This is a genomic window from Lactobacillus hamsteri DSM 5661 = JCM 6256 (assembly GCF_000615445.1).
In the GTDB taxonomy this organism is placed as follows: Bacteria; Bacillota; Bacilli; order Lactobacillales; family Lactobacillaceae; genus Lactobacillus; species Lactobacillus hamsteri.
In genome coordinates this window covers 1-22720 of the sequence record NZ_BALY01000001.1, presented here as the reverse complement: position 1 = coordinate 22720, position 22720 = coordinate 1, and the positions used below count along the sequence as shown (strand labels likewise).

19 protein-coding genes and 1 tRNA gene are annotated in these 22720 nt (G+C 35.2%); 6 read left to right on the top strand and 14 right to left on the bottom strand.

Features of this window, described 5'->3' with window-relative positions:
- Positions 1 to 128: 128 nt before the first annotated feature.
- Positions 129 to 539 (top strand): phosphate-starvation-inducible protein PsiE, encoded by a 411-nt coding sequence (psiE, locus tag JCM6256_RS00100; protein ID WP_025079843.1) that lies wholly within the window; start codon positions 129 to 131, stop codon positions 537 to 539.
- Positions 540 to 609: 70 nt separating this feature from the next.
- Here the strand turns inward: psiE and JCM6256_RS10725 are convergent, their stop codons facing one another.
- Entirely contained in the window at positions 610 to 1635 is a 1026-nt protein-coding gene (locus tag JCM6256_RS10725; protein WP_025079842.1) for an SLAP domain-containing protein, read from the bottom strand.
- 154 nt (positions 1636 to 1789) lie between these two features.
- Positions 1790 to 1948 (bottom strand): helveticin J family class III bacteriocin, encoded by a 159-nt coding sequence (locus JCM6256_RS10860; RefSeq protein ID WP_236694714.1) that lies wholly within the window; start codon positions 1946 to 1948, stop codon positions 1790 to 1792.
- A 425-nt stretch (positions 1949 to 2373) separates the two neighbouring features.
- Between JCM6256_RS10860 and JCM6256_RS00090 the strand changes: the two genes are divergently transcribed.
- Entirely contained in the window at positions 2374 to 3228 is an 855-nt protein-coding gene (locus JCM6256_RS00090; protein ID WP_025079841.1) for a helix-turn-helix domain-containing protein, read from the top strand.
- Between the two features lie 65 nt (positions 3229 to 3293).
- Here the strand turns inward: JCM6256_RS00090 and JCM6256_RS00085 are convergent.
- The 3 genes from JCM6256_RS00085 to JCM6256_RS00070 all read right to left on the bottom strand — a co-directional run bounded on the left by JCM6256_RS00085 (position 3294) and on the right by JCM6256_RS00070 (position 5599).
- A tRNA-Thr gene (locus JCM6256_RS00085) sits at positions 3294 to 3366 on the bottom strand.
- Positions 3367 to 3430: 64 nt separating this feature from the next.
- Positions 3431 to 4189, bottom strand: a complete 759-nt coding sequence (locus tag JCM6256_RS00080) for an NADPH-dependent oxidoreductase (protein ID WP_025079840.1) — start codon at positions 4187 to 4189, stop codon at positions 3431 to 3433.
- 81 nt (positions 4190 to 4270) lie between these two features.
- Entirely contained in the window at positions 4271 to 5599 is a 1329-nt protein-coding gene (locus JCM6256_RS00070) for an FAD-containing oxidoreductase (RefSeq protein WP_025079839.1), read from the bottom strand.
- A 187-nt stretch (positions 5600 to 5786) separates the two neighbouring features.
- Here JCM6256_RS00070 and JCM6256_RS00065 point away from each other — a divergent pair, with 187 nt between their 5' ends.
- On the top strand, positions 5787 to 6227 hold the full coding sequence (locus JCM6256_RS00065) for a LytTR family DNA-binding domain-containing protein (protein ID WP_025079838.1): 441 nt from the start codon (positions 5787 to 5789) through the stop codon (positions 6225 to 6227).
- Positions 6224 to 6634, top strand: coding sequence for a DUF3021 domain-containing protein (locus JCM6256_RS00060; protein ID WP_236694711.1), 411 nt, complete (start codon positions 6224 to 6226; stop codon positions 6632 to 6634). Before JCM6256_RS00065 ends, JCM6256_RS00060 begins: the two co-directional genes overlap by 4 nt.
- 117 nt (positions 6635 to 6751) lie before the next feature.
- Here the strand turns inward: JCM6256_RS00060 and JCM6256_RS00055 are convergent, their stop codons facing one another.
- The 3 genes from JCM6256_RS00055 to JCM6256_RS00045 are packed head-to-tail and all read right to left on the bottom strand — an operon-like array spanning position 6752 to position 12200.
- Entirely contained in the window at positions 6752 to 8968 is a 2217-nt protein-coding gene (locus JCM6256_RS00055) for a DEAD/DEAH box helicase (protein WP_025079836.1), read from the bottom strand.
- A 15-nt stretch (positions 8969 to 8983) separates the two neighbouring features.
- Entirely contained in the window at positions 8984 to 10315 is a 1332-nt protein-coding gene (locus JCM6256_RS00050) for an ATP-binding protein (protein ID WP_025079835.1), read from the bottom strand.
- A gap of 4 nt (positions 10316 to 10319) precedes the next feature.
- On the bottom strand, positions 10320 to 12200 hold the full coding sequence (locus JCM6256_RS00045; protein WP_025079834.1) for a TerB N-terminal domain-containing protein: 1881 nt from the start codon (positions 12198 to 12200) through the stop codon (positions 10320 to 10322).
- A gap of 192 nt (positions 12201 to 12392) precedes the next feature.
- On the opposite strand from JCM6256_RS00045, the gene JCM6256_RS00040 reads away from it, so the two are divergent.
- Positions 12393 to 14051 (top strand): phosphoenolpyruvate carboxykinase (ATP), encoded by a 1659-nt coding sequence (locus JCM6256_RS00040; RefSeq protein WP_025079833.1) that lies wholly within the window; start codon positions 12393 to 12395, stop codon positions 14049 to 14051.
- A gap of 105 nt (positions 14052 to 14156) precedes the next feature.
- Here JCM6256_RS00040 and JCM6256_RS00035 read toward each other — a convergent pair whose 3' ends face one another.
- Both JCM6256_RS00035 and adhE read right to left on the bottom strand, forming a co-directional pair.
- The gene (locus tag JCM6256_RS00035; protein WP_025079832.1) at positions 14157 to 14882 is read right to left on the bottom strand and encodes a carboxymuconolactone decarboxylase family protein; all 726 of its coding nucleotides are present in this window, start codon (positions 14880 to 14882) and stop codon (positions 14157 to 14159) included.
- Positions 14883 to 15091: 209 nt separating this feature from the next.
- Complete coding sequence (gene adhE / locus JCM6256_RS00030; RefSeq protein ID WP_025079831.1) at positions 15092 to 17710, bottom strand: bifunctional acetaldehyde-CoA/alcohol dehydrogenase; 2619 nt, start codon at positions 17708 to 17710, stop codon at positions 15092 to 15094.
- Between the two features lie 313 nt (positions 17711 to 18023).
- On the opposite strand from adhE, the gene JCM6256_RS00025 reads away from it, so the two are divergent.
- Positions 18024 to 19397, top strand: a complete 1374-nt coding sequence (locus JCM6256_RS00025) for an amino acid permease (protein ID WP_025079830.1) — start codon at positions 18024 to 18026, stop codon at positions 19395 to 19397.
- Between the two features lie 41 nt (positions 19398 to 19438).
- Here the strand turns inward: JCM6256_RS00025 and JCM6256_RS00020 are convergent, their stop codons facing one another.
- Genes JCM6256_RS00020 through JCM6256_RS00005 form a run of 4 tightly spaced genes read right to left on the bottom strand, consistent with a single transcriptional unit; the run spans position 19439 to position 22609 of the window.
- Positions 19439 to 19807: a DUF956 family protein gene (locus JCM6256_RS00020; protein ID WP_025079829.1), complete on the bottom strand. Its 369-nt coding sequence runs from the start codon at positions 19805 to 19807 to the stop codon at positions 19439 to 19441.
- Positions 19808 to 19815: 8 nt separating this feature from the next.
- Positions 19816 to 20736, bottom strand: coding sequence for a PTS system mannose/fructose/sorbose family transporter subunit IID (locus JCM6256_RS00015; protein WP_025079828.1), 921 nt, complete (start codon positions 20734 to 20736; stop codon positions 19816 to 19818).
- Positions 20737 to 20764: 28 nt separating this feature from the next.
- Entirely contained in the window at positions 20765 to 21577 is an 813-nt protein-coding gene (locus tag JCM6256_RS00010) for a PTS mannose/fructose/sorbose transporter subunit IIC (protein WP_025079827.1), read from the bottom strand.
- 18 nt (positions 21578 to 21595) lie between these two features.
- Positions 21596 to 22609 (bottom strand): PTS sugar transporter subunit IIB, encoded by a 1014-nt coding sequence (locus tag JCM6256_RS00005; protein ID WP_025079826.1) that lies wholly within the window; start codon positions 22607 to 22609, stop codon positions 21596 to 21598.
- Positions 22610 to 22720: the final 111 nt, after the last annotated feature.

Below are 22720 nucleotides of genomic sequence, written 5' to 3'. Positions count from 1 at the left end.
GTGGGAATATTTACTTTTTACGCTATTATCTTAGCAAACTAATTTTTAATAAGCAATAATTTTTGGGCGGGTAACTCCAAACTTTTAACTAATACTTTTAGGTATAATATTGTTAGCGAGGAAAAAATATGAAAAAACTTGAAGAAATAACTAAACAATTTGGTCATCTTTTACAGGGATTGCTTATATTAGCAATGGCAATTCTAGGAATTATTTTAATTTTTGCTTTATTCAGAGAACTTGTTCCTTTAGTTCAGGAAGTTATTTCCGGTTCAATTACGTCCAGCAATAACAAAATTTTAGATGAGGTAATTGTCTTTTTCTTACTATTTGAATTTACAGCAATGACCATTTCGGCTTTAATGCATCATGGCCACACAAGTATTAACTTTTTGTTAGGTTTGGGCGTAACGGCATTAACCAGAAACTTACTTACGGCTCACGGCAATATAGAGGACATTTTGATTAACTCTGTTTCTATTCTGCTTTTGGCTATTAGCATGGTGGTTTACAATAAGCATTTTAAAGATGATATATAGCAAAAAAGAAGCTAATGAAAATTTAGCTTCTTTTCATTGTGATTATTACTTTCTTATGTGAGCCTAGGGATTATTCAAAATTTGCTACTTTAACATAGCGCTTGTTAGTAGCTGTGGCGCCTTCAATTCTGTAGTAACGTTTGCCGTTCTTGAACTTGTATGAGCCACCGTATGTTGTGATTGTTTCGCCCTTTTTAAGAACTGTTCTGTCTGCACGACGCTTGCTTGTTGCGTAGATGTAGGCATTCTTGGTTAAAGTACGCTTGGTGCCGTCAATGTTTGAAACCTTGAGATAATCTGGACGATCAGAAATCTTATAATATCTTGTACCTTGAATTGTTTTAATTTCTTGATCAACTGTTACGGTTGTAAAAGCAGCTATGTGTCTAACTTTTGATCCGCCAACATCATCGTAAACCAAAGCCTTATGCATTACAGTTTTTTCAACAGTTTCTGGAGCAGGAGTTTCATTGGCTAAATATTTGGTTTCAACCAGCCAGCCCTTTGCCTTGCTGTTGGCTTCTTCTTGAGAAACAGAAGAAATTGGAGAATATGATATGCCATTAATAATTTGAGTATTATTGCCTACATAAATTTTTTGGCCTTGACTAAAGAATATATTCGAATCTCCTAAAGCCTTAATCCATTGACGAGGAGCAATATTAAGTGTCTTTTGTCCCGTTGGCGCTACGAAAATCTTATAGGTTACAGTATCCGTTCCAACAGTCAACTTTACCGTTCCAACGCTGCCAGCCTTTGACGTATCAACTGTGTTAGAATCAACGGTCACCTTTTGATTATTAGCAGCAACAATCTTAAATTGATTGCCGTTGCTTCCAGTAAATTCTGTAGGATTGAAGCTGGAATTTGGAGATACTTGGAAGTACATCCCATCCGGATTAATGCTTTGCGTCTTGCCGTCTTGGGTAAATTGAATAGCAATTGGAAAATCTGAAATTGGATTTGTATTAGTATTTTGTGTAACTGTATTGCCTGTCTGTGTAGCATCTGCGGCACTTACGATTGAAGTTGAAGCAATTGGTGCGACAGCCAAAAGTGCAGCTGCAGTCAAGCCAATAATTTTTGTTTTTTTCATATAAATCATTCCTTTCGGTCAATATAAATATATAAAGAAAGTTTCCAATCAGTTGTCTAGCTGACTAGAAACTTATAGATAATCTATTTAAATATTAGAAGTCCAGTTAACTTTGTAAATTAATTCTGTTCACATAAGTTAAAGCATCAGAATTCTATGATATGTAACTGTTAAGTATTAAATCATTATCGCTAATAAGTTGAATACCCTCTAACTCGGTGGAATATCCACTTTCATTTAACGATGAAACATTCGTTAAAGAAACTTCTTCCCAATTAGCTGAATCTGTACTTCTCCCAGAAATTTTAACAATTTTTCTATCTGTGTTACCAGCAAATTGACTTGAATCATAATAGTTAGCACCATTATCACTATAATGATTTAAATTGTACTCTAATTAGCTGAGACATTAGTTGCTGGAATTATAATAAAATCCTCACTTTCTAAAAACAAACAATATTATCTTGCTTGCCTTATATTATATTCATTATTAAAAATAAAAATATGAAGATTGACCATTCCTGGGAAAATTTATTATTAATTTTTATTAAAGCCAATCTTATCCATAATGTATTAAAAAAGAATTGATAATCTTTAGATATAAATATTGATTTATAAATCCTTTTTACTATTTTAAATTTATTTTTCTTTTTATTCCCTGTATTGGGAAAATAATAATTTTTTTGTATCTAGGGAGGTAAGATATATTTAATCAAAATTATAATTAAGGCAAATACTATGAATAATAAATATGGATTAAAATTTCGTAATTTAAGAAAAAGGCAACATATAACTTTAGTTGAGGCAGCTAATGGCATCACATCTAAATCTAGTCTTCAAAGATGGGAACAAGGAAAAGACAATTTATCTTTTAACCAAGTTCTTCTACTTTTAAAACGAATACACATCCAGCCAATGGAATTTTTAGAAACTATTACTTCTTCACAACTGTACAGAATAGCCAACAAAATTAACATAGCTTATGTAAAAAGTGATAAACAGGCATTACATAAATATGCTTTAGAAAATATAGCAAAATATAGATCAAATCCTCAAGATATAAATTCATTCTTTGAATCTTGCATAGCTTGTAATTTCTATAATGACTTATTTAATGAAAATCTTTTAAATTATAAAGAAATAAATCAATTAACATCAAATTTAATAAATATTGACGAATGGAACTATGAATACCTTTTTTATTTTGGTAATACTTTAGGATTGTTAGATTCATCAAGTATTTATCGTTTATCTATTTCATTAATCAATTACTCAAACAATGAAAAAATATTCAATAGAAAATGGTACGATGATGTCCTTAATACTCTTCTTAATGCTATAACTAGCTTAATACGAAAAGATTATAAAAAGGCTCAATTATTACTTAATAAATTTAATAAACTACAAATTTCAGATCGGCATGCATATGAAAAGATACATGCAAAAATGTTTCAAGCTTATATTAATTATATAGAAACAAAAAATGACATAGAAATACAACGTATAATTGAATATATAAAATTTTTAGATTTACCTGAACTTGAAGATGGTTTTCAAACAGGCTTCAAACAAATTAAACGAATTTACGGATAATATTATCAAAAATAAAAAAAGCGTCTCTAGAATTATCTAGAAACGCTTTTTGTTAGTACTCTGAGTGCTGATTGCCAGAATCGAACTGGCGACCTTTTCTTTACGAGGGAAACGCTCTACCGACTGAGCTAAATCAGCATACCCGTAACATGTAAATTATACCAAATTTACATGTTAGGTTCAATATTCTTAATACTAGGGTTTACTTCCAATCCAAGCAAAGTTCTTGAGCGTGAAGAAGTTCAGGCAATTCATCTCGATCAGTTTCATGATTATTGAGTTTTGCACCTGTGATTTGTTTAGTGAAAGAATCAATTCTTCGATTGGCATCCCGCAAGTCATAGTAAGTAGTTACTACTTTATCGTAATCAGCCAAATCTTTAACATCAAAATCCTTCTTATATTCATCTTCAAAGCAGGTAAATTCAAGTGGCAATCTTGGCTTTAATTGTGGCTTTTGATCAGGCACGCCAACCTGCATCCCTAAAACAGGAAAAGTAAGCTTAGGTAAGTCAAGCGTAGCCAGCATTTTCTTAGGATGATCATTCACTGTACCAAGAGGCACATAGCCTAAATCCATGCTCTCCACAGCGTTAGCTACGTTTTGAAATGCTAAAAGCGTGTCTTCCATTGCTTGGAAGAAAATATCAGTTGTGTGAACACGGCCATCATCTTTACCTAATTGCTTACGAATTTGCTGGTTGCGGTACAAATCTACGACAAAAATAAATAAGTCGCCTTCTGCACCAACATAATTTTGACCACAAAGCTCCTGAATTTTCTTCTTTTTATCAGGATCCGTAATATGAAGAAGCGAAGCATTTTGCATGAACATGCTTGTCGCTGTACGCTGGAAGACCGTGTATAAAGTTGTGAGTTGTTCCTTATTTAAAGTTTGATCTTTAAATTTTCTGATTGAACGATGATTAATTTGGGTATCAATTGTTGAATTATGAATCATAAATTTACTTCTTTCCATTTACTTACTAAAAGTATATAACAATCAACAAGCAATTGGCAAAATACACCAATTACTTTTAACTTATTTAAATAAATCATTAAATGCTTCACTCATAGTCGGATGAGTGTAAATTTGATCTCTAAGCACACTTGCTGGGATTTTTTGATTAATTGCTAACGAAATCATATTAATTAATTCATATGATTCAATACCATACAAAGTAGCACCTAAAATTTGACCACTTGCTGGATCAACTAATGCCTTAAATAATCCTCTTGGGTCCTTAGCTACTCTAGCCTTAGGAATAGCAGCAACAGGTAATTTCTTTAATTCGTATTCAATTCCTCTTTCTTTTGCTTGCTTCTCATTCAACCCCACTTGTGACAATGCCGGTTCAATAAAGACGCTATATGGTACATTAATTCGATCGCTTACTTTACGTTTGCCATCCCCAAATAGTTGATCTTTGATAATTCTAAAATCATCTAAAGAAATATAAGTAAACTGTAAGCCACCTTTTACATCGCCAATTGCCCACACATTATCCACACTTGTTCTAAGATAATCATCTACTTCGATTGCACCACGATCAGTAGTTTTAATATGCGTATTTTCTAAATCCAATCCCTCAGTATTAGGTTTTCTGCCCGTAGCTGCAAGAATTCTTTGACCTTTAGCTGTCAAAATTTGCCCATCTTTTTCATAAACAACTTCGGCTTTATCTTGATGATCGACAACTTTTTGAATCTTAACTCCTAATTCGAACTTTACGCCAATTTCTTCTAAATTCTGTTTAATCATTGCTGAAATATCAGTATCTTCACGTGGCATGAAATCAGTATGATTATCCAAAACAGTTACTTCTGAACCATATTCCGCAAACATTGAAGCAAATTCAAGACCAATATAACCTGCACCAATAATGACTAACTTTTTAGGCAAGCTGCTTTCATCCATTGCCTGTGTTGAATCTAAAACAAATTTGCTGTTTTGAAGACCGGGAATCGGCAATATATTTGGAAGTGCTCCTGTATTGATAAAAATTCTTTCACCTTCATATTGCTTAATGCCATCTGCCGTTTGCACTTCAATTTGATGATCATCAATAAAGTGAGCTTCTCCATCAAGAACAGTTACTGTTTGTTCATCAGCCAACATATGATAATTTTTATCGCGCAAAAATGCGGTCATTTCATTTTTACCGTTAATCGCATCAGTAAACTCAACACCATTTGCCGCTTCAATTATTAGACGCTTTGAAGGAAGGCAAGCAATATTGATGCAGGTACCGCCATACATTTGATTAGATTTTTCAATGATTAAAACTTCTTCACCCTTTTGTGCTAAAAACTTAGCCAAAGTTTTTCCGCCTTTACCAAAGCCAATAATCATATTTTTTACTTTTTTCATAAATCCTTCCTCACTAATAGTAAGTAATAATTACTAGCTATAATGTAATGCTACGACAAGAATTTGTCACTAAATATGCTTACAGAAGAAAATACTGCCGATTACTTTTAAAAATTAACCGATAATTGTAATTACCAAGTATTTTTTTACATTTTTATATATACTTCAAAGTGAAAGGAGGATTCCAATGAAATTCCATTTATTAATTACACCTCACGAAGAAGAAAAAGTTACTGCTCAACTTCACCAAGAATCAACTTTTTCGAACGATTTAAAAGAATTTGTATTAAGCCAAGGAAATTCAAATAAACTTATTGCTTACGATGATAATGATTTGGTGCAAATTTCTTTCGAAAATATTGCGTTCATTACCATAATTTCTGAAAAACTATATCTCATAACTAAGGAGAATAAAAAATATCTTCTTAAGGAGCGTCTTTACCAAATAGCTCAAAAATTACCTGATTATTTCTGGAAAATAAATAAGTCTAGCATTGTAAATCGCCACGAAATCGAACGCTTCAATGTTATTTCTGGTACAGGTGTAAATGTCATTATGAAAAACGGTATTAGTGATTATGTTTCTAGACGATGTTTCTCTCAAATTAGAAAGGAGCTTGAATCATGAGATACTTTAAAACTTTCTGTTTACGTGGATTAATCGCTATGGGCTTTGGGCCAATTATTTTAGTATTTATCTATCTCGGTCTTAATCAAGCAAATATTGTCCATAGTATTCCTATTCCCACTTTAAACTTAGCGATTATTTCCAGTTTATTAATTGGGTTCATTGAGGGTGGCATAGGCGTTGTATATCAAATTGAGCGCTTATCATTAGGCAAGGCAACTTTAATTCAAAGCTTGGTTATCTATGTCTCTTTACTTTTCTTTTACTTCATAAATGCTTGGATTCCACGAAATTGGTCAGGTTTTAGCATTTTTTCAATTATATATTGGATTGCATATGGAATTATCTGGTTAATTATCTATCAATCCGTTCTCCGTCATGTCAGAAAAGTAAATTCTAAATTGTAATTTTGTTGTATATTCATCGCATATCATTTAAGATACATGTATAAGTGTTTTGAAAATTATGGCTAATAAAGTAATAATTGGCAAGCATAAAAAGCCAGAGTCGCTTGACTCTGGCTTTTACATTTGTGCAACGCACCCTTTCATTTCTTTAACATCAAGCACGCTTTCCGCAAACTCTTTACGAATTAATTCATCAGGCAAATATTCATCATATTTGTCAAACACAGGCACTTCTTTTGGATAAACTAAATCCATTGGATTGAAATCTTTTGCAGCTTCCTCTTTCAAAATTTTGAAAAATTCTTCTTCAGTTGCATCCATCGCAAATTCCATATAATAAGGACGCGATGAATTAAAACCACGCAAGTTCAAACGATCGCTACATTTTATCCTGATTAAACGTTCCAATGCTAAAAAGGCATACGAACCAGTCCACGGAAAGAATGCCCACATTTTCCCGCCTAAATTAATCAATTGCTTCTGTGGTAACCCCGCGATATTACAAGTATCACGCACTTGCGTCAAACGCGCCTTCGCATTTTTCATCAAATATGGATACATTGTTTTTTCATTTAAAATCTTTCGCATTCTATGCAAAATATGCGGATGAATATTACCTGGAACATCCCCAAAATAAGCGGGAATTCTGCCTTCAACACCATGACAATAAACCTGATGCCGCTTGCGATCAATATATTCGACTACCCAAACACGGCCTGCAATCGCAATTTTATCTCCAACAGGAGGCGGCTTAACGATCGTTCCCAATTCTTCACTGCCGGCATGAACACTGAATTCCTCATTTTCTTGGAAAACGGCATAAAACTTAAAGTTATTCACAACTCTTTCACCAGCAAGGCCCAAAATCAAACCGCCATTTTCCGTTCGCTGAATCTGATCTGTTTTAAGCAAATGTCTTAATAATACCTTGTAATCATCTTGACTAACATTATGAAAATATGACAAAGTCAAAACGCGTGAAGCAAGTTCAGCCGGAGTCATTTCTCCACTTGAAGCAAGCGTGCTCATCGTTTGATGGTATAAAAGACTGTACGGCAAACGATTAGGTTCAGGTGGCTCAACCCATTTTTCTTCGATATAAAGCTGAACCAAAGCAATCCCCTGAAGAAGCGACCATGGAATTAAATCTGGAAGCATAGTTCTAGATTCAGGATGCTCTTCACGCATGACAAAGTGCATTTCTGGCGGATCACCACGTCGTCCGGTTCTTCCCATTCTTTGCAAAAAGCCCGAGACAGTAAACGGTGCATCAATTTGAAAAGCTGACTCTAGTTTTCCAATATCGATTCCTAATTCCAAAGTGGCTGTCGCACATGTCGTCATGTAAGAATCTTCATCTTTCATCGCCTGTTCGGCTGTCTCCCTAAGGGCCGGCGACAAATTACCATGATGAATTAGAAAGCGATCAGGCTCATGATTGTAGCGACAATATTCTCTAAGTTCCTGACAAACAGCTTCACATTCCTCACGACTATTTGTAAAAACCAAGCACTTTTTGCCACGAGTATGTTCAAAAATATAGCCAATTCCTGGATCAGCTAGAGCCGGAGCTTTATCGGTTTTTGGTTCGACAATTTCTGCTGGGTCAAAATCTTCGCTGGCGGCCTGTGGATTAGTTTGATAAAAATGCTCCATTGAAAGTCGCCAAACTTGGCGATCATTTTGAACTTTCGGAGCAACTGTCGCGTGTCTACTGCCTGCTCCCAGAAATTTACTTGCTGCATCAAGATTACCGATCGTTGCAGAAAGGCCAATTCGGCGTGGATTTATATTGGCTAATTTTGAAATTCTTTCAATTAGAGAAAAAGTTTGCCCGCCACGATCGCTTCTAAGAAAAGAATGAAGCTCGTCAACGACAATAAATTTCAAACCATGAAAAAGTCGCGGAATATCCATATGCTTATTGATCATGAAACTTTCAAGAGATTCAGGCGTTATTTGCAAAATTCCTGATGGCTTTTTTAACATGCGCCTCTTCTGGGATTGGGCAACATCCCCATGCCAGCGCCAAACTTTTATATTCGTATCAACACACAAATCCGTTAAACGATCATACTGATCATTGATTAATGCCTTCAATGGCGCAATATACAAAACTTGAATTGAATCACTGGGTTCTTCATAAATTTCTGACAAAATTGGAAAAAAAGCTGCCTCAGTTTTTCCTGAAGCCGTTGATGCCGACAAAAGCACATTATGATCCGTTTCAAATATTTCTTCGGCCGCTGCAACTTGAATCGGACGCAAAGTCTGCCAATTATGCTCATAAATATAATTTTGAATAAAGGGTGCATAATGATCAAAAACGTCCATTGCTAGTTTCCTTTTCTAAATTGTAAATTCTGTATAATCTTCATCCTTCTTGTCGGACACTGCTTCAGACTTGGTATAAGAAAATTGATCTGAATTGAGCAATTCTTCAATATTGGTTTGGGGATTTTGCCAAACAATATCGAGAAGTTCAATAAAGTCACGAATAACTTCACGAGGCGTAATATTAGTATCGGCACCAATGCGAGCATATTCAATCTTGATAAATTTTGCTAAATCATCGTCAGTAATTGTACGTTCATAGCCATAGAGATTGGCGTGCATATCCGCTAACTTTTCTGTCAAAACCAACATTTCTTCGGCAGTCAATGGATCAAGCTTAATCACAGGTGCATACATATCTCGTGCTCCAGCTTTAGAAAATTTACCTTCTGAAAGACGAGAACGGAGAGCTTCGTATGAATAAACGCCACGGCGCCGATCTTCAATAGCCTGTGGAGTCCCAGCCATAATAATACCAAGATATTTGGCTTTGCCTTGCAAAGTATCATTGTACATGGTCAAAATCTTCTCATAATTGTACTGACGACTAATTGAATTTGGTATCTTATAAATATTGACCAATTCATCAATCATAATCATCAAACCAGCATAGCCTGCTTGTCTGAAAAAGGCTGCGAAAAGTTTTAAGTATTCGTACCAATCATCATCTGAAATGATAATGCTAACGCCTAACTCTTTTTTAGCTTCTGTTTTGTGTGCATATTCACCACGGAACCACTTAATTACTTTGGCTTTAGTTTCGTCATCACCTTCAAGATAGGCGTGATAATACATATTTAATAATTTGGCAAAATCAAAACCATGTACCATTTCGTTCAAGTTGGCAATTACCGCATAAATTTTCTTATCCATTTCGGTAGTAAATTTAGGATCAGAATCACTAAGTCCTGTTTCTTGAGCAACTTCTGATTGCACAGAATTGATCCAGCGATCCAAAATTAGGGTTAATGCACCGCCTTCAGGGCGCGTTTTTGTGGATAAGTTCTGAATAAGTTCACGGTATGTCGCAAGTCCTTGTCCTTTAGTGCCTTGCAAACGTCGTTCTGGGGATAAATCACCATCTACAACGACAAAATTTTTATCCATTACATAATTACGAATAGTTTGTAGCAAAAAACTTTTTCCAGAACCATAGCGCCCTACAACAAAGCGAAAAGATGCACCACCTTCAGAAATTACATCAACATCATGAAGCAAGGCTTCAATCTCTGCTTTTCGACCAACAGTAATATAAGGAAGGCCAATTCGCGGTACAACTCCACCTTTTAAAGAATTTAAAACTGTTTGAGCTATTCTTTTTGGTACTCTGCGTTTTCTTTCTGGCATTTCATCATTCTCCTTCATCTGATAAAAACATTTCTTCTAAATCCGGCAAATAATCAGCAATAATTTCTGGTTGGTCTTGATCATTGAACTCGATAACGGCATCCCCGATTTCATCGAATAACTTATCATTAATATTATCCGCTAAAATTGAAGCCATTAAATGGCGCTTTTTAACGTAATCCTGCCATGACTTTTTAGTTAGTAAGGACATTAAGAAAAACAGCTCATCTTTACTTAAACCGTAAGTTTCTTTTGTTTGTGGCTCTTTTTCCACAGGTGGATTACTTTCTTTAATCTTTTGCGTTTCTTTTTTCTCCTCTTCTGCTTCCAGTTGTTTTTCTTCATCTGTTAACAAACTGTCTCGCGTTACAGAAGCATCCGCACGAATTTGTCCCAAACTTGCAAAATTAATTTCAATTTTAGGCCGTTTAGCGTCTTCTACTTTTTGCTGGTAAGTATCTATCCCAGTTTCAATTGCTTGTAAAAAAACTTTTTCTAATTTTCTTGGCTTAAGCGGCCGTCCAAGTCGAAATTTTATCCGCATTAAGCGATCTACTTCATGAATAAAAGTATTAAGCTCGCTACGCTGCCTTTTAACAGGATGCAATACACTAACATACCATTTATCAGCCTTATATAAATATTTTCGTTCCGGGTCAATAATATAGCTTTGCAATTCATTTTTTTGCGGATAAAAAACTGCGCCCGTAAACAGATTTTCAACAAGTAAATTACGATGAGCGACGTATTTACTGAAAAAGGAAATATTATTTTTTCTTTTTAAAACTAAAATTCGATTCCATATTTCTGCAAAGACTTGATCGAAATTATCTCCTAACTTCTTGTAAGACAAGCAAGTAGAAAGATACGGCGACAATCGTTTAAAAACTTCAACAAGCTCAGAAATTGAATAATCATTAGGATGTAACAAAACATGATAATCTTTATCCGTTGCTATCTCATTTTCAAAAACTTGATTAACTTTTTCACGATCTAAATGATAATACAACACATAATCTTTGAGCCATCTATCAAGATTGCCTACTATCTCAACATCGTATTTCTGGGCATAATATTCTTTAAATTTATTCAGTTTTTCAAAACCATCATCCGAATTTTTAACGCCAATATTATTCAATAATTCATAGATATAAACATAAGCATATGATGTGCTAGTCTTTTCAAACTTTCCCTCTCTAATTTTTTTACGCCAAGTAAAGTATGTCCTTAACTGTGGCACCATCATATCGTGATAAGTTGGATAGTAGCGTTTAAAAGCTGCAGGTTGATCATATTCTTCTGAATAATCTGCCATCATTTTAGCTTGATTATAGAAATTTTTCGCTCTGCCTTTTGCTGGCAAAATACTGTAATCATAACTTTCAAGCATTTTTTGAATTTGATCAGGAACTTGCTTTTGTTTATTGCGCCTAATCACTTCCCTACGTGGCTTTATTTTTTGTTCTTGATATTTCTCATCCGTTTTTTCGCCAGGAACATAAATATATTGGGTATCAGCAATATTTAACTTATCGCCATTCATTGCCAACTTAAAAGCATAGTCAAGCGCATTTTTGATAGCTTGATCATTTCCTCTATCAAGCCACACGCCAACCCAATCTTTACTTTTTAAACGAAAAGCCGAAGTAAATCCCGGCAAATCACGAATCATATCAGAAAAATCTCCACACCGTAAATCAAGAGTTGCAATATGACCTGGTCCATCAATGCCGGCATCATCTTTTTTTATTCGTGACATCATCGCAAAATATGAACTATCAAGTGGCGACATCAATACATATAATTCCTTTGAACCCGGTATAGCAGGCTGAAATTTTAAACCATATTTTTGATAAACATATTTGCTTAAATCATTGAAATCCACTTGTGTCGCCTCCAATTCGTACATACGTTCAAACATTATAACAGTTTTAAGTCTTCAATTAAAATACTTGTTATCGTTACCTAAAATATATATTTTTTAATATTAACTAGTTACGGCCAGCTAATTATGTTATTATATATTTGTTAATTGATGAAACCGCTTTCTTTGGTTTCGAAGGAGGAAAAATCACTAATGAGTACAAAAGAACGTTATTCACAAGATGAATTAAAAAAAGCTAACCCAATGTTCAGTCGTGTACGCGCCACTATTGAAAGTGCCTTTTACGGCAACAACGTTCACGAAGTTACCAGTGTTGCAGAAGCCTACAACTTAGCCAAAAAACAATCAGGAGTTATCGTTACTGACTTGCCAATTTTGCATACTAAAGAATTAGGCTTGCCACAAGGTGCTACTCAATTAGTTTATAATCACGGTAAAATCTTGGGAAGAACTGCAAGTGCCCGTCACTTTACTGATGATCCTAAAGAAGATGCAGAAGCATTAGCCGGCAATTTGCGTGAAGATATTTACGCAGGTCACGAGCAAAAGTACTTAAAGGCTACCGTTTTAGTAGGTCTTGATCCATCATTTACCGTTAAAGCGCACGTTATGATGCCTGAAGATCAAGCATTCAACTTACTTTCATACATTTTAAACTTCCACTTCTTTGATGACGAAGCTGCCGAAATGTATAAGAAGTCAAAGGCATATGATGAACCTGATATTTACTTCTACTTTGACCCTAATGTTCAAGATCCAGATTACCCAAAGGGCTTAGGTGTCTTTGACGCTCCTCACAACTGTGCCGCTGTCTTCAACCTTCGTTACTTTGGTGAACTTAAGAAAGGTACTTTAACCTTAGCTTGGGCAATTGCTCACCGTCATGGTTACACAGCATGTCATGGTGGTGAAAAGTCATTCCACTTTACTGATAAAGATGATAAAGTATTTGCATTCTATGGTTTGTCAGGTTCAGGTAAATCAACCTTGACTCACGAAATGTACGATGGCAAATACGATATCACAGTATTGCACGACGATGCTTTCATTATTTCTCGTGAAGATGGTTCTTCTGTAGCTCTTGAGCCTTCATACTTCGACAAGACTCACGATTATCCAGCAGGTCACCATGAAACCAAATACTACACTACCATTATGAACTGTGACGTAACGTTAGACTCAAATGGTAAAAAAGTTATCGTAACTGAAGACTTACGTAACAACAATGGTCGTGTTATCAAGACTCGTTATACTTCACCTCATCGTGTCGACTTTGAAAAGGCTCCAATTACTGCTTTATTCTGGATTATGAAAGATGGTTCATTGCCTCCACTTCTCAAGATTGATGATCCAGTTTTAGCAACAACCATGGGTTGTACTTTAGCAACTAAGAGAACTTCTGCAGAAAACTTACCTAAAGGCTTTGATATGAATACCTTGGTAATTGAACCATTCGCAGACCCATTCCGTGCATATCCAGTATCTGGTGACTATAGAGACTTCAAGGAATTGTTCACTAAGCGTGGCGCAAGTTGCTACATTTTGAATACTGATGCATTTATGGGCAAAAACATACCTAAGGAAGTTACCAAGAAAATTATTGAAGATTTAGCCAACGGTACTATTACTGACAATGACTTCAAAGCATTCGGCAACTTCAAAGGCGTATCTTACTTACCAATTGATGGCTATGAAGTTCACTTAGATGATCCTGAATATCAAAAGACTTTAGCTAGAAGAATGCAAGATCGTCTTGATTGGCTTAACAATTATGATAAGGAGCATCCAGAAACTCCTATCCAAGATGAAGCTAAGGAAACCTTGGAAGGTATTATCAAGGAATTAAGTTAACAATAAATAATTAATGACAGTAAAATATTATAGAATTTCTTAATTACTACTAAAAAAGAAGATTGGACAAATCCAATCTTCTTTTTATTTTCTTTAATATCAAAATTACTTATTAAGTTCACTGTCGGCTTGGTTAACAACACTAATTGCATTTAAACTACGAGGATAACCAATAAATGGTTCATTTTGCAAAACAATTTTTGTCAAAAATTCTTTATCATTGCCTAAACCAATATTTGCTTTAGCATGTGCCAAAAGTTGTGGTTCCACCCCACCTTGAGCGGCTAAATAGCAGAAGGTAATCATTTCACGATCATTATCATCTAAACCTTTTCTAGTGTAATAATCACCAAAACAATTATCGACTAACCATTTATTAATAATTCCTTTTTCAGCAAATCCTTTCATTTGTGGGCCAAATAACCGCATTTGTGTCTCTTCACCTTTTTCAAGACGATCTTCCATTGTCGTAGTGGCTTGGCCTTCAAGCGGCATTTTAACTCCACGTACAGTTAGTACGTCATTAGTAACCTTAAAGAATGGCATTACTCGGCCTAAGCCTAAGTAATCTATTGCTTGATATAAAACTTCTTTTGCTTCAACCGGACTTACACCATTGTCAAGTGCAACAGGAAGCATAATTTTATATTCATCTACTCCTTGACATCCCAACAAATAAGCTAATGTTGAAAGCATTTTGGTTCTATCTGGCAAATCAACATCTTCTTGAACTTCATCAAAAGTAAAATGGTTAATTCTTTCTAAGGCTTCAGGATCAGTTTTTTCTAATAAGTTTGCATGTGCTCTTTGGGCATCTTCTTTAATTGACATATTGTTTCTTCCCTTCTACATCAATTTATCTTCACTTTTATTAAAGATCATTTTCAATTATTTGAAAAATACTTATATTAAATTCATAAAAATAACTTTCGCTTATAGTAAAAAAGAACCGTAGTACTTAACTACGATTCTTTTATTTATCTCAAAAGTTAGACAATGTTGGTATTACGATTAACTAATTAACGCGATTTTATATTGTATTACTTAATACCCTTGCCCAAGTAACAGTCCTTCATCAAACTAGTAATTTGAGTAATTAATGGAGCAACTGGGTTAGTTACAGTATTTTGATCACCATAAGCTTCAACAGCCAATTCATCAACTTTGCTGTCAAATTTGCTCTTATCAACACCATATTCTTTGAAGGCTAACTTGATATCAACTGAATGAGCTAATTCAATAATCTTTTCAACTAACTTTTCAACTAATTCATGATCGGTTGAGCCAGTTAAACCTAAAGCTCTAGCAATATCAGCATAATCTCTTTCAGCACGGTAAACTGAGTAATGAGGCCACATAGCAAGTTTTTGTGGACGTTTAGCATTAAAACGAATTACTTGTGGTAAAACGATCGCATCACTTACGCCACTTGGAATATCAAATGTTGAACCTACAGTATGGGCAATTGAGTGTTCCAAACCAAGGAATGCATTTGAGTATGCCATACCGGCAATTGTAGCTGCATCATGCATTCTCTTACGTGCATCTAAATCACCATCATATGAAGGTTTCAAAGTTTCAAAAATAGTCTTAATAGCTTCAAGTGACCAACCACGAGTGAAGTCAGTAGCCATAGTTGAAACATAACTTTCAATAGCATGACCTAAAGCTTCAAAACCTGACCAAGCAATTAAGCGTTTTGGCAAAGTTTGTACAAATTGATCATCAACAATTGAAACATCAGGAGTTAAAGCATAATCACATAAAGTATGCTTAATACCAGTCTTAGCATCACTAATTACAGAAATTGGTGAAACCTCGGAACCTGTACCTGAAGTAGTTGGAATACATACCAATTGAACGCCATTAATCTTTGGGAAACGAACTACTCTTTTTCTAATATCCAAAAACTTTTGGTAAGCTTCATCAAAAGTCATATTTGGATTTTCGTAGAATAAACGCATTGCCTTAGCAGCATCCATTACTGAACCACCACCGATGGCAACAACAACGTCAGGCTTAAAGATGTTCATACGGTGAACACCATCTTTAATTACGTCAGTATTTGGATCAAGAGTTACAGCCTTGAATACTTCATATTCTTTAGCACCACGGCGCTTAGAAATAATATCAGTAATTTCATCAGCGAATCCTTGGTCAGAAACCCCTTCATCAGTAACGATAAAGAAACGATTTACATTTGGCATATGACGTAGGTAGTTTGCAGCATTATGTTCAAAGTATGTTTTTGCTGGAACTTTTACCCATTGCATATTGTCACGGCGCATTGCAACAGTTTTGATGTTAAGCAAGTCTCTTGCACCAATATTGTGTGAGAAAGTATTAGCACCATATGAACCTGTACCCAAAGTCAAGGATGGAAGCATATTGTTGTAAAGATCGCCAATACCACCCAAGGCAGCTGGAGAGTTAACCAAGATACGGCAAGCTTCCATCTTCAAAGCAAATTTTCTAATTAATTCTTTATCGCTTGAGTGAAGACCTGCAGTATGACCACGACCACCATAGTTAAGAAGGTCTGTACAAATCTTAAATGCATCATCATGGCTCTTAGCACGATACAAAGTAAATACAGGTGAAAGTTTTTCAGCTGAAAGTGGGAATTCCTTACCGACACCGTGATATTCAGCAATAATAACTTTAGTGTCCTTTGGTACATCAACACCACAAAGCTTAGCAATTTCATAAGCTGACTTACCAGCTACAGGACCAGCTACAGTTCCTCTTCTTGGATCAATAAAGTGCTTTTCGAACTTAGTAATTTCTTCTTTGTTTAAAAAGTAACAATTCCAGTTCTTAAATTCTTCCTTAACTTTGTCATAGATTTCAGTATCAACTACAACTGAGTTTTCTGAAGCACAAACCATACCGTTATCAAAAGTCTTTGATAAAACGATATCGTAAACAGCACGATCAATGTTAGCAGTCTTTTCAATATATGATGGGCCGTTACCAGGACCAACACCAATTGCTGGCTTACCTGATGAATAAGCGGCCTTAACCATACCTGGACCACCAGTTGCCAAAATAGTTTGAACACCTGGATTGGTCATCAAATCAGTAGTTGCTTGCAAACTTGGTTCTTCGATCCATTGAATTGCATCTTTTGGAGCACCAGCAGCAACAGCGGCTTTTTGTAAAATTTTTCCAGTTTCTACACAGCATTTTTGAGCTTGTGGGTGAAAACCAAAAATAATAGTATTTCTAGTCTTCAAAGCAAGCATTGTCTTGAAAATAACAGTTGAAGTTGGGTTAGTAACTGGAGTAACACCAGCAATAACACCTTTAGGTTCAGCAATCTTAACTAAGCCTTGTTCTTTATCTTCATCAATAATGCCAACAGTCTTTTCATGACGAAGACTGTTCCAAATATTTTCACTTGCGTACATGTTCTTAGTAGTTTTATCTTCAAGAACACCACGTTTGGTTTCTTCAATAGCCATTTTTGCTAGTGGATAAGCATTTTGTTCACCGGCAGTTGCAATAGCTTCACAAATTTTATCAACTTGTTCTTGTGAGAAATCAGCCATTTTATTTAAAGCGACATGTGATTTTTTTACCAAATTATCAACCATGTCATAAATTTGCTTGTTTTTCTCATCTTCAGTGAGATCTTGTTTTTGTTGTGCCTTAGCCATTTAAAATTACCTCTAAGATATACTAATTCTTGTGAACTAATTTACAATGCCCACTATATCACTTTAATTTGAAATGTAAATGCTAAATTTCCTCATTATTACTAGTGAACAAGCATTTTTTAAGGCCAACAATTTCATAATTCCGGTAATGGAAGCGCTGTCTTTAATAATTGTTTGTGAATTAACAAACTTTTGAATTTGTTATTTCTTTGTTTTTTAGCAATTATTTTTTAAAAAAATCTTAAAAATTATGGAAGAGAAAAACTCAAATGATAAAATATTTAATATACATTAAATATATTGGGGAGATTAAATGACTGAAAAAGATTCGCAAACTAACTCAGGCTATAAACGAACGCTGAGCAATGCTCATATTCAGTTGATTGCCTTAGGTGGAACTATCGGAACCGGTTTATTTTTAGGTGTTGGCGACAGTATTCACCGAGCGGGCCCGAGTGTTATTCTAATTTACATCATTGTAGGAATTTTCTTATTCCTCTTAATGAGAGCGCTAGGCGAACTAATCATGTCCGACCTCAGCAAGCACACGTATATTGATTTTATTGAAAAATATTTAGGAAAAAATATCGGTTTTATCACTGGATATCTTTATTGGATTAGTTGGATCACCTTAGGGATGGCTGAAACAACTGCCTTAGGAATTTACTTCCAATATTGGTTTCCAAGTTTAAAACCTTGGATTCCTGGCCTAGTTACAATTGTAGTTTTATTAATTATTAACTTGATTTCAGCAAGAGTATTTGGAAACCTAGAATTTTCATTTGCCATAATTAAAATAGTTACAATTTTAGCTTTTGTAGTTTTAATTATCTATTTGTTACTTACTGGTGGAAAAACTTCATTTGGCCCCGTTGCTTTTGCTAACCTTGAAGATCATGGTGGCTTCTTTGCACGCGGCAGCAAGGGATTTTTACAAGGATTTCAAATGGTAATCTTTAGTTTTATCGGTGTTGAATTGATAGGACTAACTGCCGCTGAAGCTCAAAATCCTAAAGTAACTTTAAGAAATGCTATCAATCAATTACCAATTAGAATTATTCTTTTTTACGTCTTAGCAATTTTAGCAATTCTATTGGTAATTCCATGGTCTAAAGTTTCTACAAATTCTAGTCCATTTGTTCAAGCCTTAGGCGCTACCGGTATTCGCAGTGCAAGTTCAATTATTAATTTTGTTGTAATTTCAGCCGCTGTATCATCAACAAATAGTTTTCTATATAGCGCTGGTCGATTATTATTTTCTGTTACTTTCAATGAAAAAGGGAAATGGAATCAAACCTTTGGTCATTTGTCACATCGACAATTACCCCAAAATGGTTTAATTTTATCAGCTATTTTAATGGGATTAGCACCATTAATCACATTAGTAATTGGCGACCAAGCTTTTAATTTTATTTCATCCACATCAACTAGTATGTTTTTGATCATTTGGTGCTTGATGGTATTAACACACATTTCATATCGCCATCACACTCCTACAGATCAATTAAATGACTTTAAAATGCCTGGTTTCCCTTATCTTGATTATCTAATTTTAACTTTCTTTATATTAATGATAATTTTATTATTGATTTTACCAAGTTATCGCATCCCAATGATTGCAGCTATGTTAATCTTTTTGATACTATATGTGATTTCTAAAATATGGGATAAAGAAAAGGCTGAATAATAAAATAGCTCCTAACTTCTGATTGAAGTTAGGAGCTATTTTTATTTACTCTTTCGAGTAAAGCGTTGCTTTAATCCTTGCCATAATGTCAAAGATTTTCGCATTCTTTGAGCAGGAATATAATTTCGAATTACACGCAAGGTCCTTTTTACATCTTTAGTTACAAAAATGAAATTACCATTTTGTCTAGTTCGAATTTCAAATCTTGGAATATATTTTCCATGGAAATGTACATCAGCAACTACATATGTTACTTCTTCCCAAGGTATTTGCACAAAGTCTGTTACATTCCTCTCGTTATAAAATTCAAAAGCTTTATCACCGATCATAACTTTACCATAAGATGGCATTCCTCTAAACCAGGTACCATTTACAGTAAGATCGACCTTCGTATTAATTGATTTAACCATTTTTCAGATTAAAGGATTCCCCAAACGTGGAATACAACACCAACAACGAAGATACCAATAATGATCCAAATTGGTGAAACTTTCTTCTTTAATAACCACATGCAAAGGAAAGTCAAAAGAAGACCTGCTAAACCTGGAATTAATTGATCCAAGTTATCTTGCAAAGTAGTTACCTTAGTATTAGTTAAGGCCTTACCATTGCCCATGTTCCATTGCAAAAGTGCTTCTTGAATACCCTTTGCACCTGAAGGAAGCTTGTCCCATTCGATGTATCCACCCTTTTGGATAGGGGTTTGTGAAACGATTGGAGTGAACTTGATGTTAACCCAACGTTCAATTAAGGCACCTAAAACGAACATACCCATCATGGAAGCTCCACGAGTTACCTTTTGAAGCAAACCACCTGACATGTCATTAGTAATAGCAGAACCAGCCTTGTAACCAAATTCTTGTGAGTACCATAAGAAACCAATTCTGATTAAGTTCCAAAGAACGAAGAACAAGATAGGTCCAAGAATATTACCAGTTAAGGCCATTGATGCACCTAAAGCACCAATAATTGGACGAACAGTGTACCAGAATACAGGGTCACCAACACCGGCTAAAGGTCCCATCATACCAACCTTAACACCTTGAATTGCTTCATCTTCAACTGGAGCACCATTAGCTTTATCTTCTTCCAAAGCCAAGGTAACACCAAGAACAGGTGATGCCAAGTATGGGTGAGTGTTAAAGAATACTAAGTGTCTTTGTAATGCAGCAGATAAATCCTTCTTGTCTGGATATAACTTTCTCAATGCTGGAATCATAGCATAAGCAAAACCACCGTTCTGCATTCTTTCATAGTTCCATGAACCTTGAAGGAATTGAGAATGCCACATAACGTTAAAGCGGTCACGCTTAGTTAATTTAATTTTCTTATCAGCCATTATAAAAATCCTCCTCTAAGCGCCAATTTTAATAGTCATCAATAATATCGCCGAGTGGATCACCGGTACCTGCGTCACCTGAGTTAGAACCGCCTTTACCACCTTTAGCTTCAAGAGCTAAGTAGATCAAAGCAAGTGACAAGCCGATAGCACCAAGGGCAATTAAAGTTAAGTCCTTAACAGCAGCTAAAGCAAAACCAATTGCGAAGAATGGCCAAACTTCCTTAGAAGCCATCATGTTAATAACCATTGCATAACCTACGGCAACAACCATAGCACCACCAATAGTCATACCTTCACTAAGCCAAGTTGGCATCATTGCAAGCCATGATTGTACGTAGTGTGCAGGAATGGCAAGAAGCAATGCAGCTGGGATAGCAATTCTTAAACCTTGCAAACATACAGCAATCCATTGCCATACGTTGATCATGCGCCAATTACCCTTCTTAGCTTGTGCATCCATAATGTGAACGATAGCAGTAGAAATAGTACGTACGATCATAGTTAAGAACAAACCAGCAACAGCTAATGGGATAGCAATACCAGTGGCCATACCGATACCCTTAGTACCTTGACCACTTTCTACCAAAATAATTGCTGAAGCTACAGAAGCTAAAGCAGCATCTGGTGCAACAGCGGCACCAATGTTTGCCCAACCCATAGCGATCATTTGTAATGAACCACCTAAAATAACACCTAAGTCCAAGTGGCCAGTTACTAAACCAATTAAAGTACATGCAACTAATGGTTGGTGGAATTGCCATTCATCCAAGATACCTTCCATACCTGCAAGAAAGGCAACAACCACTACCAAAATCATTTGTATAGCGTTTAAGTCCATTTATTTACTCCTAATTAATTATTTCTTTTGTTCATCAAGTAAATTTTGTGCTTTATTCAAGATAGCATCCATATTACCTGGATTATCTGCAGGAACCTTACGTACGTCAAACTTCACACCTAACTTTTCAAGTTCGTGGAAAGTATCAACGTCTTCTTGATTCATAGATAATACATTGTTGGCGTTAACATCGCCTTCCTTGTATGACATTGAACCAACATTGATTTCCTTAAGATCGATACCATCTTTAATAGCACGTAAAACATCTTCTGGGTTTTCAAACAAAAGAAGTGCATGAGTTTCACCAAAGCGTGGATCTTTAGCAATTTCTTCCATCTTCTTCAATGGAACAGTATGTGCCTTAACACCAGCTGGTGCAGCTTCACGAATCATACTCTTACGCAATTCGTCTTTTGCTACACTATCTGAAACAACAATTACACGATCTGGGTGAGTTGCCGGAATCCAACCAGTAGCAACTTGTCCGTGAAGTAAACGTGAGTCAATTCTAGCTAAAACATATTTGATATGACCATCACCAAGAACAGTACCTTCTGGAATAGTCTTCTTAGAACCAGAATTATTACCCTTAGCTTCTGCTGGAGCTGCCTTTTCAGTCTTAGGCATCAAATCTGAAGGCTTAGTCTTAATACCATCCTTTGCAGGTTCAACTACAGCAGTTGCAATTTGATGAGCAGTTGCATTAGCATTCATCATTCTTTCAGTTAATGCTTGTACAACCATTGGTAAATTCATACCAGCAACGATTGCCCATTTGTCAGCATGCTTTTCACAAAGACCGTTTGCTTGATTGAAAGGCGTGCCTCCCCATAAGTCAACTAAAAACAACACTTCATCTTGGCTATCAAATGAAGCAATTGCTTTTTCCATTTTGCCACGAATATCATCTGGGCCTTCATTAGGCTTCAAAATGACATGAGCAAAATTTGTTTGTTCGCCAAATAGCATTTGAGCTGATTGAGCAATACCATCGGCAAAACCACCATGGCTGGCTAAAACAATTCCTACCATGTTATTTCCTCCTCTAGATCAAAAATGAATCCTTATCTATTGTATCAAAAAACGCTTACATATAAAACCGTTTTCTTTGATTTTTTAATTATAATACCATACAAAAAAGAC

What these genes read in the sequence shown, in the direction of transcription:
- psiE (WP_025079843.1), top strand. Translation starts at nt 129, where the DNA reads ATGAAAAAACTTGAAGAAATAACTAAACAATTTGGTCATCTTTTACAG.
- JCM6256_RS10725 (WP_025079842.1), bottom strand. Translation starts at nt 1,635, where the DNA reads ATGAAAAAAACAAAAATTATTGGCTTGACTGCAGCTGCACTTTTGGCT.
- JCM6256_RS00090 (WP_025079841.1), top strand. Translation starts at nt 2,374, where the DNA reads ATGAATAATAAATATGGATTAAAATTTCGTAATTTAAGAAAAAGGCAA.
- JCM6256_RS00080 (WP_025079840.1), bottom strand. Translation starts at nt 4,189, where the DNA reads ATGATTCATAATTCAACAATTGATACCCAAATTAATCATCGTTCAATC.
- JCM6256_RS00070 (WP_025079839.1), bottom strand. Translation starts at nt 5,599, where the DNA reads ATGAAAAAAGTAAAAAATATGATTATTGGCTTTGGTAAAGGCGGAAAA.
- JCM6256_RS00065 (WP_025079838.1), top strand. Translation starts at nt 5,787, where the DNA reads ATGAAATTCCATTTATTAATTACACCTCACGAAGAAGAAAAAGTTACT.
- JCM6256_RS00060 (WP_236694711.1), top strand. Translation starts at nt 6,224, where the DNA reads ATGAGATACTTTAAAACTTTCTGTTTACGTGGATTAATCGCTATGGGC.
- JCM6256_RS00055 (WP_025079836.1), bottom strand. Translation starts at nt 8,968, where the DNA reads ATGGACGTTTTTGATCATTATGCACCCTTTATTCAAAATTATATTTAT.
- JCM6256_RS00050 (WP_025079835.1), bottom strand. Translation starts at nt 10,315, where the DNA reads ATGCCAGAAAGAAAACGCAGAGTACCAAAAAGAATAGCTCAAACAGTT.
- JCM6256_RS00040 (WP_025079833.1), top strand. Translation starts at nt 12,393, where the DNA reads ATGAGTACAAAAGAACGTTATTCACAAGATGAATTAAAAAAAGCTAAC.
- JCM6256_RS00035 (WP_025079832.1), bottom strand. Translation starts at nt 14,882, where the DNA reads ATGTCAATTAAAGAAGATGCCCAAAGAGCACATGCAAACTTATTAGAA.
- adhE (WP_025079831.1), bottom strand. Translation starts at nt 17,710, where the DNA reads ATGGCTAAGGCACAACAAAAACAAGATCTCACTGAAGATGAGAAAAAC.
- JCM6256_RS00025 (WP_025079830.1), top strand. Translation starts at nt 18,024, where the DNA reads ATGACTGAAAAAGATTCGCAAACTAACTCAGGCTATAAACGAACGCTG.
- JCM6256_RS00020 (WP_025079829.1), bottom strand. Translation starts at nt 19,807, where the DNA reads ATGGTTAAATCAATTAATACGAAGGTCGATCTTACTGTAAATGGTACC.
- JCM6256_RS00015 (WP_025079828.1), bottom strand. Translation starts at nt 20,736, where the DNA reads ATGGCTGATAAGAAAATTAAATTAACTAAGCGTGACCGCTTTAACGTT.
- JCM6256_RS00010 (WP_025079827.1), bottom strand. Translation starts at nt 21,577, where the DNA reads ATGGACTTAAACGCTATACAAATGATTTTGGTAGTGGTTGTTGCCTTT.
- JCM6256_RS00005 (WP_025079826.1), bottom strand. Translation starts at nt 22,609, where the DNA reads ATGGTAGGAATTGTTTTAGCCAGCCATGGTGGTTTTGCCGATGGTATT.